This is a genomic window from Arthrobacter sp. D5-1 (assembly GCF_017357425.1).
GTDB lineage: Bacteria > Actinomycetota > Actinomycetes > Actinomycetales > Micrococcaceae > Arthrobacter.
On record NZ_CP014571.1, the window covers coordinates 4,001,979 to 4,017,538 of the forward strand.

The 15,560-nt window shown below is 63.0% G+C and carries 15 protein-coding genes and 1 pseudogene; 10 read left to right on the forward strand and 6 right to left on the reverse strand.

Annotated features, from left to right (window positions below):
- Positions 1–88 precede the first annotated feature (88 nt).
- Positions 89–1,225, forward strand: a complete 1,137-nt coding sequence (locus AYX22_RS18370; RefSeq protein WP_207594790.1) for an LLM class flavin-dependent oxidoreductase — start codon at positions 89–91, stop codon at positions 1,223–1,225.
- Between the two features lie 39 nt (positions 1,226–1,264).
- Positions 1,265–1,720 (forward strand): rhodanese-like domain-containing protein, encoded by a 456-nt coding sequence (locus tag AYX22_RS18375; RefSeq protein ID WP_207594792.1) that lies wholly within the window; start codon positions 1,265–1,267, stop codon positions 1,718–1,720.
- Here the strand turns inward: AYX22_RS18375 and AYX22_RS18380 are convergent.
- The 4 genes from AYX22_RS18380 to AYX22_RS18395 all read right to left on the reverse strand — a co-directional run bounded on the left by AYX22_RS18380 (position 1,684) and on the right by AYX22_RS18395 (position 6,278).
- A complete protein-coding gene (locus tag AYX22_RS18380) occupies positions 1,684–3,228 on the reverse strand; it encodes an MFS transporter (protein ID WP_207594794.1) in 1,545 nt (514 codons plus the stop codon). The two genes, AYX22_RS18375 and AYX22_RS18380, sit on opposite strands and share 37 nt — an antisense overlap.
- An 89-nt stretch (positions 3,229–3,317) precedes the next feature.
- Positions 3,318–4,478, reverse strand: a complete 1,161-nt coding sequence (locus tag AYX22_RS18385; RefSeq protein ID WP_207594796.1) for an LLM class flavin-dependent oxidoreductase — start codon at positions 4,476–4,478, stop codon at positions 3,318–3,320.
- Between the two features lie 22 nt (positions 4,479–4,500).
- Positions 4,501–5,160, reverse strand: coding sequence for a methionine ABC transporter permease (locus tag AYX22_RS18390; RefSeq protein WP_207594798.1), 660 nt, complete (start codon positions 5,158–5,160; stop codon positions 4,501–4,503).
- Positions 5,161–5,162: 2 nt separating this feature from the next.
- A complete protein-coding gene (locus tag AYX22_RS18395; RefSeq protein ID WP_207594800.1) occupies positions 5,163–6,278 on the reverse strand; it encodes a methionine ABC transporter ATP-binding protein in 1,116 nt (371 codons plus the stop codon).
- Between the two features lie 222 nt (positions 6,279–6,500).
- Between AYX22_RS18395 and AYX22_RS18400 the strand changes: the two genes are divergently transcribed.
- From AYX22_RS18400 to AYX22_RS18430, 7 genes are all read left to right on the forward strand, one after another.
- Positions 6,501–7,385 (forward strand): MetQ/NlpA family ABC transporter substrate-binding protein, encoded by an 885-nt coding sequence (locus AYX22_RS18400; RefSeq protein ID WP_207594802.1) that lies wholly within the window; start codon positions 6,501–6,503, stop codon positions 7,383–7,385.
- A gap of 83 nt (positions 7,386–7,468) precedes the next feature.
- Positions 7,469–8,818, forward strand: a complete 1,350-nt coding sequence (locus AYX22_RS18405; protein ID WP_207594804.1) for an LLM class flavin-dependent oxidoreductase — start codon at positions 7,469–7,471, stop codon at positions 8,816–8,818.
- Positions 8,815–9,354 carry a GNAT family N-acetyltransferase gene (locus AYX22_RS18410; protein ID WP_207594806.1) on the forward strand — a complete coding sequence of 180 codons (540 nt, stop codon included), beginning with the start codon at positions 8,815–8,817 and terminating at the stop codon, positions 9,352–9,354. The genes AYX22_RS18405 and AYX22_RS18410 overlap by 4 nt, the downstream gene beginning before the upstream one ends.
- Positions 9,355–9,548: 194 nt before the next feature.
- On the forward strand, positions 9,549–10,535 hold the full coding sequence (locus AYX22_RS18415) for an aldo/keto reductase (protein ID WP_207594808.1): 987 nt from the start codon (positions 9,549–9,551) through the stop codon (positions 10,533–10,535).
- 245 nt (positions 10,536–10,780) lie between these two features.
- Complete coding sequence (locus AYX22_RS18420) at positions 10,781–10,951, forward strand: hypothetical protein (RefSeq protein ID WP_198318270.1); 171 nt, start codon at positions 10,781–10,783, stop codon at positions 10,949–10,951.
- A gap of 242 nt (positions 10,952–11,193) precedes the next feature.
- Positions 11,194–12,333, forward strand: a complete 1,140-nt coding sequence (locus AYX22_RS18425) for a glycosyltransferase family 2 protein (protein WP_207594810.1) — start codon at positions 11,194–11,196, stop codon at positions 12,331–12,333.
- Positions 12,334–12,340: 7 nt separating this feature from the next.
- Entirely contained in the window at positions 12,341–12,517 is a 177-nt protein-coding gene (locus tag AYX22_RS18430; RefSeq protein ID WP_207594812.1) for a hypothetical protein, read from the forward strand.
- Between the two features lie 97 nt (positions 12,518–12,614).
- Here the strand turns inward: AYX22_RS18430 and AYX22_RS18435 are convergent, their stop codons facing one another.
- Complete coding sequence (locus AYX22_RS18435; RefSeq protein WP_207594814.1) at positions 12,615–13,940, reverse strand: hypothetical protein; 1,326 nt, start codon at positions 13,938–13,940, stop codon at positions 12,615–12,617.
- Between the two features lie 297 nt (positions 13,941–14,237).
- Here AYX22_RS18435 and AYX22_RS18440 point away from each other — a divergent pair, with 297 nt between their 5' ends.
- A complete protein-coding gene (locus AYX22_RS18440; RefSeq protein ID WP_207594816.1) occupies positions 14,238–14,717 on the forward strand; it encodes an NUDIX domain-containing protein in 480 nt (159 codons plus the stop codon).
- Between the two features lie 74 nt (positions 14,718–14,791).
- Here AYX22_RS18440 and AYX22_RS18445 read toward each other — a convergent pair.
- Positions 14,792–15,547, reverse strand: a pseudogene (locus tag AYX22_RS18445) (SDR family NAD(P)-dependent oxidoreductase); the annotation flags it as partial.
- Between the last annotated feature and the right edge of the window lie 13 nt (positions 15,548–15,560).

Sequence of the window (15,560 nt, forward strand, 5' to 3'; positions counted from 1 at the left end):
GTTTCGCAGGATTTCGTAGGATTTAGCCCCGTTGAGCGGGGTGACTGATGGGCTTTGGCTTGTGTGGGTGCGTCCGTAGTGTCGTCCCATGCCGAAGCATTCCGCCACTCCCCTGTCCGTTCTTGACCTGACTCCGGTTTCCGCCGGGCAGACCCCCGGCGACGCCCTGCGCAGCACACTCGCCCTCGCCGGCGTCGCTGAGGCTGCAGGGTACTCGCGGTACTGGCTGGCCGAGCACCACCTCAACACCGGCGTTGCTGGTTCTGCCCCGCACATCCTCGCCGGGTTGGTTGCGTCGGCCACCAAAACCATCCGTGTCGGCACGGCAGCCACCTTGTTGGGAAATTACAGGCCGCTCCAGATTGCGGAGAGCATCGGCACTCTTGCTGCGGTGTTCCCGGACCGTGTGGACCTTGGCTTTGGGCGTTCCGGGCCGCCGAAGTCGCCCAGCGATCCGGCTCCCGGAGTAGTGCCCCCGACTGACACACCAGACGATCGCGTGGTTGACGGTCTGCTGATCCCAGCGCCGCGGCCCATCTTCGGTGCCGTCCTCCCCAGGAAGTTCCGTTTGCAAGGTGAACTGCTGGGCCGCTTCCCGGGAGATACCGACAACTTCGAGAACGACGTCCAGGACATCATCGGGTTCTTCACCGGCGGGTACCGCACCAGGCATGGCGAGGAAGTCACCGCGACGCCGGCCCTCGGGCAGTCGCCACAGTTCTGGATCCACGGTTCAACAGCGGGTCCCAGCGCCCGCCTCGCCGGCAAGTTGGGCCTTCCCTTCGGCGCGAATTATCACGTAGCCCCGGCCGGCGTCCTGGACTCCATTGCCGAATACCGGGCCCACTTTGAACCGTCTGCTTCCCTGCAGGAACCACAGGTGATCGTCTCGGCGGACGTGCTGGTGGCCCCGGACGAACACCAAGCACAGCGCCTCGCCCGCGGCTATGCCCAGTGGGTACACGGTATTCGCAGCGGACAGGGCGCCATCCCCTACCCCTCCCCGGAGTATGCCTTGGATCTGCCCTTGGATGCTGACGCCAATGACCTTGTCAAAGACCGTGTGGACACCCGGCTGGTGGGCGACCCGCACCAGGTCAGGGACAAGCTGCGCACGCTGCAGCGGGCCACAGGCGCCCAGGAACTGCTCATCACCACCATTGCCCATGACCCCGCCGATCGGCAGAGCTCGTACCAGTTGCTCGCCGAGGCCTGGGGTCTCTAGCTTTCCGATTTTCCACCCACCACCAACAAAGGGAGCACCATGTCCATCGAAACCGCCGTAACGGAAAACGACGTGCAGGATACCCAGCTGATCACCGCCCAGGAAGCGGCCAAACTCATCGAAGAAGGCGCGCTGCTGATCGATGTCCGCAGCGAAGGCGGCCGCGCCAGCACCGGAGCCGTCCCCGGTGCCGTGGTGGTCAACCGCGAGCATGTGGAGGAGGACTTCAGCCCGGAGTCCACCCACCGCCTGGCCCAGCTCAGCGGTACGGACCAGAAGATCGTGGTGTTCTGCGGCTCCGTCAACGGTTCACGTCCCGTCGCGCAGAAGCTCCAGGTCCTCGGCTACGCCAACGCCGTCCACGTGGACGGCGGCTTCCCGGCCCTGCGCGACGCCGGCGTCCCCACCACCGGGCCGACCGCCCCGCCCGTCGAATCGGCGCCGCCCGTCGGATCGGCTCAGGCATCCACCGATTCGGTGGCCTCCGAACGCTGAGTACCTCCCGCCGTCGGACGTTCCGGCGGTTGCACTCCCGCCGTCGTCGCGGCTTCCTTTCCGGAGGCCACGACGACGGCACGTACGTTTCGGCGGTTGCTTGCCTCGCGAAGCCAGTCGAGTCCGCCGGCGAGCAGTGCGACCCCCAGCAAAACGCAGCACATCACGATGCCTTGGTGGAAGGCGTCCTTGGAGGCTTGGCTGGTGGCCGCTCCGTGCGCCTGAAGGAACATGCCTGCGGCCGCAGCTGAGCACAGGGCCGCCGCGAAACGTTGGCTGAGTTGGTAGAAGCCTGCAGCCACCCCTGCGGCACCTGCGGGCGCATGGGCGAGGGTGAGTGTCTGGTTTGGCGCCACCACAAGGCCTGTTGCCACACCTTGTATAAGTCCGACGGCGGCCACCGCCAGAGCCGCCGTACCGCCGTCGAGCCCTTGCACGAAGAGGTCCTTGGCAATCAGGCAGGCCAGGCTGCCCACCAGTGCGTAGACGATCCCGGTGCGACCGTATCGGGAAAGGAAGCGCCAACTGAAGCTGGACGCCAACAGCATTCCTGCTGCTTGCGGCGCGAGGATCGCTGCGGCCGCCAACGGCGCCATCCCCGCCCCGGAGAGGAAGTAGAAGGCAGTCACGGCGGCCATTCCGGCACCGACGCCGAACTGGCAGAGTGCCACCACCGTACCCAAGGCGTAGCCCCTTGATTTCACCAAGGAGGCACTGAGCAACGGGGTTCGGCCGCGCCGGTGATAAAGGAGCTCCCAGCCAGCGAAGGCCAGAAGCGTCCCCGCACCGATCGCCAGCGATGTGGCTGCAATGATGCCGGCACCGTAGATCGTGGGAATGAGCGAGGCGATCACCACTCCGCCGAGCAGCAAGGCGCCCAGAACGTCGATGGAGGGTTTCGCGGTTCCGTCGTCGGGGTGTTTGATGGCAGGCCTCGGGAGGAGCCGGAAGGCAAGGGGAACCAGGATCAGCACCAAGGGAACGTTGGCGAGGAACAGGATCCGCCAGCCGATGGATGGGTCGCCCAAGGAAAGAACCACTCCGCCGAGCAGCGGTCCGCAGACCGCAGCCGAACCCCCGGCGGCAGCGTAGGCGCCGAGGGCTTTGGCGCGGTCGTGTCCGGAATAGATGTCCTGCAGGAGTCCAAGGACCTGCGGGTTCAGGGTGCCGGCGCCGAGTCCTTGGAGGAGCCTGGCGATGATGACCAGCGATGGGTCCGTGGCCAGGCCACCCACCAGGCTGGAGGCCCCGAAAACAGCGATACCCGCAATGAAGAGCGTGCGCCGTCCCACGATGTCGCCCAGTCTGCCCGCGGGAACCAGCGCGACGCCGAACGCCAGCGAGTAGCTCGCCAGGATCCACTGCACGGACCCGGAATCGGCGTGCAGGGACGCAGACATAGCCGGTACCGCCAGCACGAACATTGACTGGTCCAACAGCGTGATGAATCCTGCGCCCAGGCAAAGCCACAGGGCGGAACGTTTAGCGTGGTTTCCGTGGCTCCTCATAGCGTTCCTTCCTGACCTGCTTTGCCGCCTTGGATGCTGAGAAACAACCAAAAAGGTTTGATATTGCTGGTTGTGGCGCTGAAAGTGGGTCAGGAAGGTACGCCCACGACGCGTGCCCGGGCGGCGGCATGACTTGCCCGGATTTCCTCGGCGGTGCGGCCCTGCTCCCGATGCGCCACTTCCTGCTTCAGCTGTGGAATGACGTGCTGCCCGAACTCAAGGGCATCAGGAACGAAGTCGTAGCCACGGAGGCCGAAGATCTCGAATCCGAGGTCGTGGTAGTCCAGGATCGCCTGGGTGACAGTGTCGTAGGAGCCAACCAACGCCGTCGCGCTTCCTCCCCCGCCACCTGCCGCTTTGGCAAGGGCCGTCCACAGCGCGCGGTCGTGGAGGTCCCCGCGCTCGGCCGCGGCGAGGAGTCGCTGGGTGCCGGCGGCCTCGGGCTTCTGGTTGTAATGCCGGACAGGATCAATCACCTCGCCGGCCGACCGCCGCGCCTCGAAGGTACTCAGGATGGCGTGCGCCTTCTCCCACGCCAACTCGTCCGTTGCCGCCACGATGGGTCGGAAGGCAATTTGCCAGCGCAATGGTTCAACCCGTCCCAAGGCAGCGGCCCGCGCAAGGATCTGCTCCTGTTGCGATGCGGCATCGGCAAGGGGTTCGCCGAACAGTGCGTAGATGTCAGCCTCTGCAGCGCCCACCTCCCACGCCGCCTCGGAGGACCCACCGAAGGAAATGCCTGGACGCTTGCCGGCAAAGGGCCCCAAGCCAGAGGCAAAGTTTTCAAATCGGTAATGCTCGCCGGACCAATCGAATGACCCACCGGACCATACCCGCCGCACGATCTGCATGTACTCCTGCGTTCGGCCATAGCGCGCATCCTTGGCAAGGAAGTCGCCTTCGCGGGCCTGATCCGCCTGGCTGCCGCCGGTGATGAAGTGCACGGTCAACCGGCCTTGCGCGATGTGGTCCAACGTCAGGAAGGATCGCGCTGCGAACGTCGGGTGGGAAACGTTGGGGCGGTGCGCCAACCTCAACTGGATCCGTTCAGTATTTGCTGCAACCCATGCCGCGTGGACTGAGGGATCCTGTGTGGTGGAGTTGTAGGCGAACAGGACGTGGTCCCAATTGTTGTCCTCGTGGATCCTGGCGATCCGGGCCGCGTACTGGGGGTCGAAGAACGGCGTGGTGGCAGGCGAAGTCTCCGTGGAGTCGTTGCCGGCACCCATGCCGAGGAATTCGATAGGCATTGTTGTTCTCCTGGGGGAAGAGTCAGCGGCGGAGGATGCGCTGCGCGAGGAAGTTGCCCAGTAACTGCGCGGCCTGGACCATGACGATGATGATCAGGACGGTCACGAGCGTGACCTCCCAGTTGAACTGCTGGTAGCCGTACATGATGGCGAAGTTGCCCAAGCCACCGCCGCCGATGTACCCGGCCATGGCGGACATATCCACGATGGCGATGATCATGAACGTGTAGCCCAGGATCAGCGGCGCCAGCGACTCGGGAATCACCACGGACCACAGGATGTGCAAGCGGCTGTCACCCATAGCCCGGGCGGCTTCCACAACACCGGGATCGGAGGCCACCAGGTTCTGCTCCACCACACGCCCAATCACCACACCGGCCATCAGCGCCATGGGCAGGATCGCCGCAGTAGTACCGATGGTTGTCCCCATCACGATCAGCGTCAGCGGGGCGATGGCCGTGATGAAGATGATGAACGGGATGGGCCGGATGATGTTGACCAGGAAGTTCAGGACCGAGAACACCGCCTTGTTGGCGAACAGGTTTCCCGGCCTGGTGGCGTAGAGCGTGACACCCAGAGCGAGCCCGGCAATGCCGCTGAGCAGCACGGTGATGACCACCATGTAGATGGTCTGTTGGAAGGATTCGCCCAGGACGGGCAGGAGGGTTGTCCAGTCGGTCATGGCTATTCTCCGGCGTTCACGGGGACAGGCAGGTGCGGTACGGCAATGTCTGCGGAGGCCGTCTTTTGCTCGACGGCGGCCGTTTGGCGTTCGACGGCGGTGATCTCGCCTAAGTCGGCGAGCGCGGCGTCAATCGATGCGTCGCTTCCGGTGAGTTCGTACGTCAGTGTCCCTAGGATCTTGTTCTGGATTTCGGTGACTCCGCCGAAGACGACGCTGGAGCCGACACCGTGCCGTTCGAAGGTGGACGCCACCAAAGGTGTGGGCGCAGCCTCGGAGATGCCGATGGAGACGAGCCGGCCCGGATGCGCGGCAGCAAGCCGGGTGACCGTATCTGGTTCCGGTGTGCCGTGCACAGCCGTGGAGACGAAGCGCTGGGTGGAGTCGCTCTGGGGATCGGCGAACACGGAGTACGTCGGCCCGGCTTCCACCACGCGGCCAGATTCCATCATCACCACGGTGTCGCAGATTTCGCGCACGACGTGCATTTCGTGAGTGATCACCACAACGGTGGTTCCGAGTTCCTTGTTGATGCGCCGGAGCAGGCGCAGGACGTCGCGGGTGGTCTCCGGGTCCAGGGCGCTGGTGGCTTCATCGGCGAGCAAAATGTCCGGGGCGTTCGCCAGCGCACGGGCGATGCCCACGCGCTGCTGCTGCCCGCCGGAGAGTCGCCGCGGGTAGGAACCGGCTTTATCTGCGATGCCCACGAACTCCAAGAGTTCGTCCACGCGCGGCTTGATCTTCGCTTTGGGCCAACCAGCCACTTTGAGCGGGTAGGCCACGTTTCCGGAGACAGTGCGGGACTTCAGGAGGTTGAACTGCTGGAAGATCATGCCGATGCCGGCGCGGACCTTGCGCAGCTGGCCTTCGGGAAGCGAGGAAATGTCCTGGTCCCTGACGAACACCTGGCCTTCAGTGGGTCGCTCCAGGCCGTTGAGCAGGCGCACCAGCGTGGATTTTCCGGCACCTGAGTAGCCAACAATTCCAACCACGGTTCCTTCTTCGATGTCCAGGCTGACGTTGTCGACGGCGCGCACTGGTTCCGTGCGCTGGCCGCGGTTGCTTCCTTGGACCGGGAACAGTTTGCTGACGCCGCGCAGCGAAACGATCGCGCTCACCGGAGCCTCCTTTTGGGGTTGTTTGGGTCCCCATTCCAACAGCGCCACAGCGCTCGCATCGAACCCAATGACCCCCTGTGACCTGCGGTTTCTTTCCTTGACGATGCGCGTCGGAGTGTTGCGAAGGCGTTCGATTCCCACGGGGCCAACTGCCTAGCGTGAGGCAGGGGGAACACCCCGTACCTTCCATTCGCATCAAGACCCTTTGTACGGAGAAGCATCATGAAGAACCGCTTGTTAGTTGCCGCCGTCGGCCTGGTTGCCGCCCTATCGCTATCGGCTTGCGGGGGTGCGTCAAGTGGTTCGTCAACCAGCGCCAACACCAAGGTGGTCATCGGTGTGGACGACGGTGCCGAGGAGCACTGGACCCTCCTGAAGAACAAGCTGAAGGATCAGGGCATCGACCTTGAGGTCAAGAACTTCACCGATGGTGCCCAGATCAACACCGCCACCCAGCAGGGTCAGGTGGACATCAACCTGTTCCAGCACCTGAAGTACCTGTCCCAGTTCAACGTCAACAGCAACGGCACCCTGATTCCTGTTGGCGCGACGGCCGTGTACCCGCTGGCGTTGTACTCGGAGAAGTTCAAATCCCTGGAGGAACTGCCGGCCGATGCCGAGGTTGCCATCCCCAACAACCCCACCAACCAGGCGCGCGCCCTGCTGAACCTGCAGACCGCAGGACTTCTCCAGCTCAAGGATGGCGGCAACTCGCTGTCCACACCCGCAGAGATCACCTCGAGCAAGATCAAGGTTGTCCCGGTGGACAGCAACCAGACGGTGAACGCGCTCAAGGGAACCACGGATGCCGCAGTCGTCAACAACACGCAGGCCCAGAAAGGCGGACTGGGCGACGAGAAGATCATCTTCAAGGAAGACCTGAATTCGGAATCCCTGGCGCCTTACATCAACGGCTTCGTGGTGAAGGCTGACCGCAAGGACGATCCCACGTGGAAGAAGATCGTCGACGCCTATCACACGCCCGAAGTTGAGGCTTCGGTGACCAAGCTCAACGACGGCAACCTTCAGTTCAAGGCTGACTGGACAGCGGCCAAGCTGCAGGAAGTCCTGACCGCTGAAGAAGAGGCCATCAAGAAGACCAAGTAGCACGCGAGGGGCGGCGGCCCTGCGTCACAGAGCGCCGCCGTCCCTCAACCATTTCCTGACTCCGAACAGCACTGAACAGGCCCATGAACCAGATACTCACCCGTGAACGCCAGCAGATCCACTTCTTCGCCTACCTGGTGGGCACCGGCATCCACTTGGCTTCATGGCGCCACGAAACAGCGTTCCCGAAGGCCAGCATTGACTTTGAACACCAGGTGCGGCTGGCAAGGGTCGCTGAGGACGCCAAGTTCGATGCGGTCTTCCTGGGCGACTCCCTGGCGATCGACGAGACGTCCAACCCGGGTATCCTCAACAGGTTCGACCCCATCGGCCTGGTCACGGCCCTTGGCGCGGTCACCAACAGGATCGGCCTCATCGCCACGTCCTCCACGTCTTATGACGAGCCCTACAACTTTGCCCGAGCAGCTCTCACCGCGGACCACATCAGTGGTGGCCGCGTCGGTTGGAACATCGTCACCACCCGGGACCTGACCAACAGCACGGCAGGTAATTTCAGCGCCGATCAGCACTTCGACCACAGCCTGCGGTACCGCCGCGCCGAAGAGTTCGTCGAGGTCACCCAGGGCCTGTGGAATTCCTGGGACCAGGACGCTTTCCTTTACGACAAGGAGGCCGGCAGGTTCTTCGACCGCCACAAACTCAGCCGGCTGGACTACAAGGGCGAGTTCTTCAAAGTTGCCGGTCCGCTCAACATCGGGCCCTCCCCACAGCACTCCCCCTTGTTGGCGCAGGCGGGCACCTCGGTTCCGGGGCAGCAGTTGGGGGCACGATTCGCCAACGCCTTGTTTGCCAGCCACGCGGACATTCCCCAGGCGAGAAAATACAGGGACTCGGTCCGTGCCCAGGCAGAGGCATTCGGACGGAATCCAGACGAACTCTACGTCTACCAAGCCATCTCGCCCGTTGTTGCGGACACCCCCGAGGAAGCCCTGGAACGCATCCGCGAGCTGGACAGCCTCATCACCGATCAGCAGGTCCTGGACTTCCTGCAGGAATACTTCGCGGGCCAACTCGACTTCACCGGGCTGGGACCGGACGCCACGGTAGCCCAGTCCGGCATTCCCACCATCGCGCGGCCGCGGACCGATTTCCGCTCCGCCGGGGAACAGATCCATGGACGTGAGGACGAGGTCACGCTCAAGGATCTCTACTCAATACTCACCGGCGACAAACGAAACCACGACTTCATCGGCACCCCGCAGCACGTGGCCGATTCCTTGGAGCGCTGGCACGCCGAAGGCGCCGCCGACGGGTTCAACCTGATGTTCTCCCTCCTCCCCCAGGACTTGGAGCGCTTCACCTCCGGCGTCATCCCGTTGCTGCAGGAGCGCGGACTGGCCCGCACTGAATACACGGGGGCCACGCTGAAATCGCACCTCGGACTCGATCCACAGCCGAAAGGACAATCATGACCACCACGCAGACCGTCGCCGCCGACACGTATGTGATCCGCGAGGCGCTTCCGGAAGAGTACGACGCCGTGGGGCGGCTGACGTACGAAGGGTTCGGTCATCATCTCCCAGGCGCGCATCAGCCCGACGAAGAGCGCCTCGGCCTTTTGCTGGATGCTGCGGCCAGGGCCCGCGAAGGTGTGCTGCTGGTTGCGGCAGACGAAGAAACCGGGCGCCTGGTGGGTACTGCCAGCCTCCTGCCCTTTGGCTCATACCTCAGCCGGCAGGCAGAAGAAGGCGAGGTGGAACTCAGGTTGCTGGCTGTGCTCCCTGAGGCCCGCCGTACGGGTCTTGGCCAAAAACTCCTCGACGAATCCGCCCGCCTCGCCGCATCCCGTGGTGCCGGGCGCGTGGTGCTGGACACCGCCGTCGACAATGAGACGTCTCAGCGCCTCTACCGGCGCCTGGGCTACGTCCGCCGGCCGGAACGTGAGAAGGAGCGGCCTGCGCCGAAGGTGCAGCTGGTGGTCTACACCCTGGATTTGCCGCCGGCCTAAGGGATCAGTGGAGTCTCCAGTGAAGGGGGTACCAGTGGGGACTCCCTCTGCGGCGGTGGCCGGAATAGCGTTGTCTGTATGAACGCCAGGGACGATGCAGGCCAGTTCCTGCAGGCCCGGACTGGCGGTTCCAGGGCACCGTCGCTTGGCGGGCTTCCGCCACTCAAGGACACGTTCACCACGAAGGACTGATCATGCACACCAGAACACTCGGCCAGGGCCTGAAGGTCTCCGCACTGGGACTAGGGGCCATGGGCATGTCCCAGAGCTATGGTCCCAACCCCGGCAGCAGGGACGAGATGGTCGCAGTGCTGCGCTCGGCCGTCGACGAAGGGGTCACCTTCTTCGACACCGCGGAGGCCTACGGGCCCTACGTCAACGAGGAACTGGTTGGTGAGGCTCTGGAGCCGATCCGCGACCAAGTCGTCATCGCCACCAAGTTCGGTTGGGACATTCGCGACGGCAAGAGCGTCGGCCTCGACAGCCGGCCAGACCAGATTCGCCGCGTCGCAGAGGAATCTCTAAAGCGGCTGCGTACCGACGTGATCGACCTGTTCTACCAGCACCGGGTTGACCCCGCCGTGCCGATCGAGGACGTCGCCGGCACGATCAGCGAACTCATCGCCGAGGGCAAGGTCAAGCACTTCGGCCTCTCGGAGGCCTCCGCGGACACCATCCGTCGTGCTCACGCAGTGCACCCAGTCACTGCTGTCCAGAGCGAATATTCGCTCTGGACGCGCGATCCCGAGGCCGAGGTGCTGCCTGTCCTTGCCGAGCTCGGCATCGGGTTCGTACCGTTCAGCCCGCTGGGCAAAGGGTTCCTCACCGGCACCGTGGACACCTCCACCAGCTTCACCGAGGGGGACATCCGCTCCCGGGTCCCGCGTTTCGAGGCAGGGAATCTCGCGGCCAACCAGGCACTCGTTGACCACGTGAAGACGCTCGCAGCGGCGAAGGGGGCGACGCCCGGGCAGATTGCCCTGGCCTGGCTGCTGATGCAGCAGCCGTGGATCGTGCCGATCCCGGGCACCCGCCGCACCGAGCGCATCCAGGAAAACGTGGCCGCAACGCAGGTCGCGCTTTCCGCCGATGAGCGCGCCGACCTCGACGCGATCGTCCGGAGCATCGGCGTCCACGGTGATCGGTACAACGCCCAGCACATGGGCTACGTCAACGGCTGACCAGGGGCGCCAGCGGGTTGGACCGCTGGTGGGAGCTCACTGTCAGCACCGGTTACACAGGGTATTCAAAAACGTGTAATCGGTCACACTTGGCCGGATTCGCTTGTCAACCGTGGTGGGCAACATGAACCATGAATGAGGGAATTCGTTCCCATACAAGCTGAATCAGCAATCCTCACCGACGAGGATGCGGCCCCGGGCGAAGAGGCTTGGGGCTGATACCGGCCTGAGTGAAAGTACTGACAATGACGACACATACTGACTCCATCACGCTGAAAATCTGGGACAAGTCGGCCATCGACCACACCATCGATGCCGCCGTCCAGTCCCTCTCACACCGGGCAGCTGCAGAAAACTGCGGAATCGCAGTCACCCTGAGCGGACCCAAAACCTTCACCGTGAGCCTGAGCCGCTAAGCAGCTCACAGCAAAAGCAAGAGGACGACGCCGGTACTTGCCGGCGTCGTCCTCTTGCGTTTAAGGGCCCCTCCGGAAGCATCCAAAAACGTACAAGTGGTCCTCGAATCCGCTTCGTGACGGCGTTCCTGAACTCCTGAGCAAACCTTGATATTTCCTTGACGCTTTCCCTGCGCATTTCTTGCGTTGGCGTTGGAACTCTAAGTGAGTCAACGCTTCAACGCACGAACGGAGGGATCACAATGCTCACGGAAATCACGGACTACACGGCCGACGCAGACTCACCGGCAACGGCCGCCGCACCCCGCGGGTCCCACCGCGCGGCCGGTGGTGTGGTCACCGTTCTGGTGCCGGCACACAACGAATCCGCCGGCATCACCGAGACCCTCACCTCGTTGAACAACCAGTCCCTCCGCCCGGACCGCATCATTGTGGTGGCGGACAACTGCACCGACGACACCGAGGCTCTCGCGCTTGCCCAGGGCGTCGAGGTGCTGCGGACCGTCGGCAACAAGGACAAGAAGGCCGGAGCCCTGAACTTCGCCCTCAGCGAGCTTCTTCCCGAGGCCGACCCCGAGGACTTGATCCTGGTTCAGGATGCGGACTCCCAGCTCGCCCTCGACTTCATTGAAAACGCCACCAAGAACCTGTTGGCCGACGAACTGCTCGGCGCAGTGGGCGGAGTGTTCAGCGGCGGTCCCGGCGGCGGTTTCGTCGGACACCTGCAGCGCAACGAGTACGCCCGCTATGCCCGCGACGTGAAGCGCCTCCACGGCAAGTGCCTGGTGGTTACCGGAACGGCAGCCCTGTTCCGGGTCAAGACGCTGCGCGACGTGGTCTCAGCCCGGCTGGAAGGCACACTTCCTCCGGGCAACGGCAAGGGCGGCGTCTATGACACCTCGGTTCTGACCGAGGACAACGAACTCTCCTTTGCACTGTTGACCCTCGGCTACCGCATCGCATCTCCTTCCAACTGCACTCTGGTCACCGAGGTCATGCCCACATGGCGTGAACTCTGGGCACAGCGGCTTCGCTGGAAGCGCGGCGCAGTTGAGAACTGTGTGCAGTACGGGTGGACCAAAATCACCAGGCCGTACTGGGGACGCCAATTCCTGTCCATGATCGGTGTCATGGTGACACTGGCCTACTTCAGCTCCATCATCTTCGCCTTCATCACCGGAGCGGGCCTGAACCTCCACCCCTTCTGGATAGCTGTTACCGCAATCTTCGTCCTGGAGCGCATCGTAACCCTGCGTTTCCGGGGCTGGAGGTACATGTTGCTGGCCGCAACCATGTACGAAACCGTCATAGATATGTTCCTCCAGGCCGTTCACGCCAAGGCGTACCTGGATGCAGCACTCAACAGAAAGAAAGTTTGGTAATCGACTCATGTACAACAATCCAGCAGCCCCCCTCGCAGGAGCCACCGCAGCCGGAATGGGCTCAGGAGCACTTGCAGTGACCGGAGCGGGCGATCTCTTCTGGTTCGCACTGGCTGCTTTCGCCATGCTGGCACTCGGCCTCGCCGTCAAGAGGATCGTCCCCGTCAAGGCGCAGAAGAACTAACCAGGCCTGGCAGTCCCGCAGTTGTGTCGCTTACCCCCCAGCGCGACACAACTGCGGGTTTGTCATTTAAATCGCCCCTGATTGTGTAGCCCGGAGATCAGGTGACCGGAGCCGAAACCGCCGAGAACTTGGCCACCGTTGTGTAGCCGGCCTTGGTGCCGGTGACCCTGACCCTCATGGTGTCCGCCTGGTCAGCGCTTACAAGGGTGTAGGTCTTGGCGGTGGCACCGGTGATCGCAATACCCGAGCGGTACCACTGGTACGTCAGCGTGGTTCCGGACGTCCAGGTACCTGGGTTTGCTGTCAGTGTGGAGCCCACGCTCAGCGTCCCGGTGATGGTTGGTGTGGGTGCCACCAGAGTCCCCGCAACCACTGTGGCTGTGGGCGCTGATTCCTTGGTGGTTGTTGCGTACCCGGACTTGGTTCCTGTGACCCTCACTGTCAGTTTGGTACCTTGGTCGGCAGCCGCAAGAACACGGGTGGCGGTCGTCGCACCGGAGATCGCCGCACCGTTCCTGTACCACTGGTAGGTCAGGGCAGTTCCAGTGGTCCAGGTTCCGGGGTTGGCTGTCAGCGTTGACCCCACAGCCGCTGTGCCATTCACCGTTGGAGTGGGAGCCGTCAACGGAATGCCCGGCACGAAGGAGAAATCACGGATAGTGACCGTTTCAGGACCGACATGGGCAGCATCGCCGCCTCCGCCCCCGGTCACCCACAGGTTGAAGTGGATTTGTTCTTTGGCCGGAAGCGGAACCGTGGATCCTTGCAGGATGGTCTTTTTCAGCAGCGTTCCGCTGTAGCCTTCCCCAGCGAAGGTCTCAAAGGTCAGCTTGCCCGGTTCCCAGACCATTCGATGGGTGAGGATAGGAGCGTTCGTGACGTCGAAGGTGACGGTGTTGTTGCCCTGGCCTGGAGGCTTCGTTGCATCGAACCAGTACCCGTGACCTTGGGTGACAGGCCAGTCTTCACCGTAGGCAGCCCCGCCACCCCAGGCCGATGCCTCACAGAGGTCGATCTCCGTGTATCCCGGTTCCGCTGCGGGATCGTAGGTGAAGAGGCAGCCCCACACCACTTCCTTCTGCAGCGCGCTGACGTCCTTCTCCACCGTGGTGCTGTACGTGCCGTAGCCGAAGCCTTCGCGTGTGGACTGGAATTCCGCGCCCTTCGGAGCGGATCCGGTGGGGTTGGAGATGGAGAGTTTCACGTACCCGTCAGAATCAGGATTGCTGACGTTGTTGGCATCCCAGCTTGCGTTGTACATGGGCGCCCCGCCCCAAAAACGCTTCTGCCAGTTGAACCCTTTCCAAGCAAAGCTGCCCACCGGTCCAGGGTCCTCAGCCATGGGCGTGGTGTCCGCGGCGTGTGAGGGGCTGATACCCGTGAACAGTGATAAACCTACCGCCATGACGACGGCCAAACCCATTACTTTTCTTCCCCCGGTAGGAAGGAGCCTCATTGACGATGCCATAGCTGTGTCCTCCTGCTGATGCGCCCAGAAACGCCTCCGGCAATTGCCGAAAGCCGCAGTCACGTTCCACCCCCGAGGAACGTGCAACTCCTCGATTATCAATGAGCAGGGACGCTGCCGGAAGCGAATTAGGCATTGAATATGACTGTTTCAACATCAATTGGATAACGGGGTTAACGCCCCCGCAGTACTCTGGACAGATCCGTACCTCATAAGACAGCCCGTTACGCAGCACGTCCTTCAGGAAGACACATGCCTATCCGCAGTGCCGGAATTCTTCTCTACCGAACCGTGAGCAGCGGCGAATTGCAGCTGTGGATCGCCCACATGGGCGGTCCTTTTTGGGCGCGAAAGGATCACCACGCCTGGTCCATTCCCAAAGGCGAATTCCCTGAAGATGAAGACCCTTTGGCAGCTGCGAAACGCGAATTCGCAGAGGAAATAGGCTCACCCCCGCCGGCCGCCGCCTACGAGCTGTTGGGCGTTTTCCGGCAGCCCTCAGGAAAGCTCATCACTGCCTTCACGGCAGAAGCCAATGACTTCCAGCCGGAGCAGATCATCAGCAACACCTTTCCCATGGAGTGGCCCAAGGGGTCGGGTGTCATGAAGGATTTCCCGGAGATCGACGACGCCCGCTGGTTCGAAGAATCCGAGGCCCGGACCAAACTCGTCAAAGGGCAACTGCCTATTGTGGACGCGCTGGTCCGGCACCTTGGCGCTAAAACCCTATAGAGCCGACCACCCGCCGTCGGATGCAAAATGGCGCCGTTGATATTGGTGCCGTCGTCACTCAGCAGGAACGTGATGGACGCAGCCAGTTGGGCTGCCGTGGCGGGGGTTGGAATCGTTGCCTGCATCAAAGGGCCAAGCCGTTCGGCAGCGAGCTGCGATCCCCAGTTGGCCACAATGTTCGTGATGGTGGGGCCAGGAGCCACGGCGTTAAAGCGCAATCCCTTGGGTCCGTACATCACTGCCGAGTTCTTGGTAAGGCCAACCACGGCGTGCTTGGATGCCGTGTAGGCCGCACCGGCAGCAGAACCACGCAGCCCTGCCTCGGACGCGACATTCACTACCGATCCGGTTCCGGCCTCCAGCATGAGTGGCACCACTGCACGGGTCAGGCGCATGAGAGAGGTGACGTTGATGCGGAAGACCCGTTCCCAGAGATCATCGTCCACCTCATGGATGGGGGCGAAGTTGTCCATGATGCCGGCGACATTGGCCAAAGCATCCACCCGCCCGCCGGCGGCTGCCAGAACCGCGGCCACGGTCTCTTCCGTGGAGATGTCGCCAGCTACGGGCACCAGGTCCAGACCGCTGTTTTCCTCCGCCAGGGCCTCCAGGCGGTCCTTGCTGATGTCGGCCGCAATGACCTTGCCGCCTTCTTTGGCGATGCGCAAAGCGGTGGCTTGGCCAATACCCGAGGCCGCTCCCGTGACAATGATGGTCTGACCGGCGAAACGGCCAGAGGTGATGGCCTCCTGCCATGAAGCGTCGTTGCCCATGATGTCCTTCCGATGGTTGCAGAGTGGTCCACCCCAGCTTATGACACTCTGTGTCATTATGTAAGAGTGA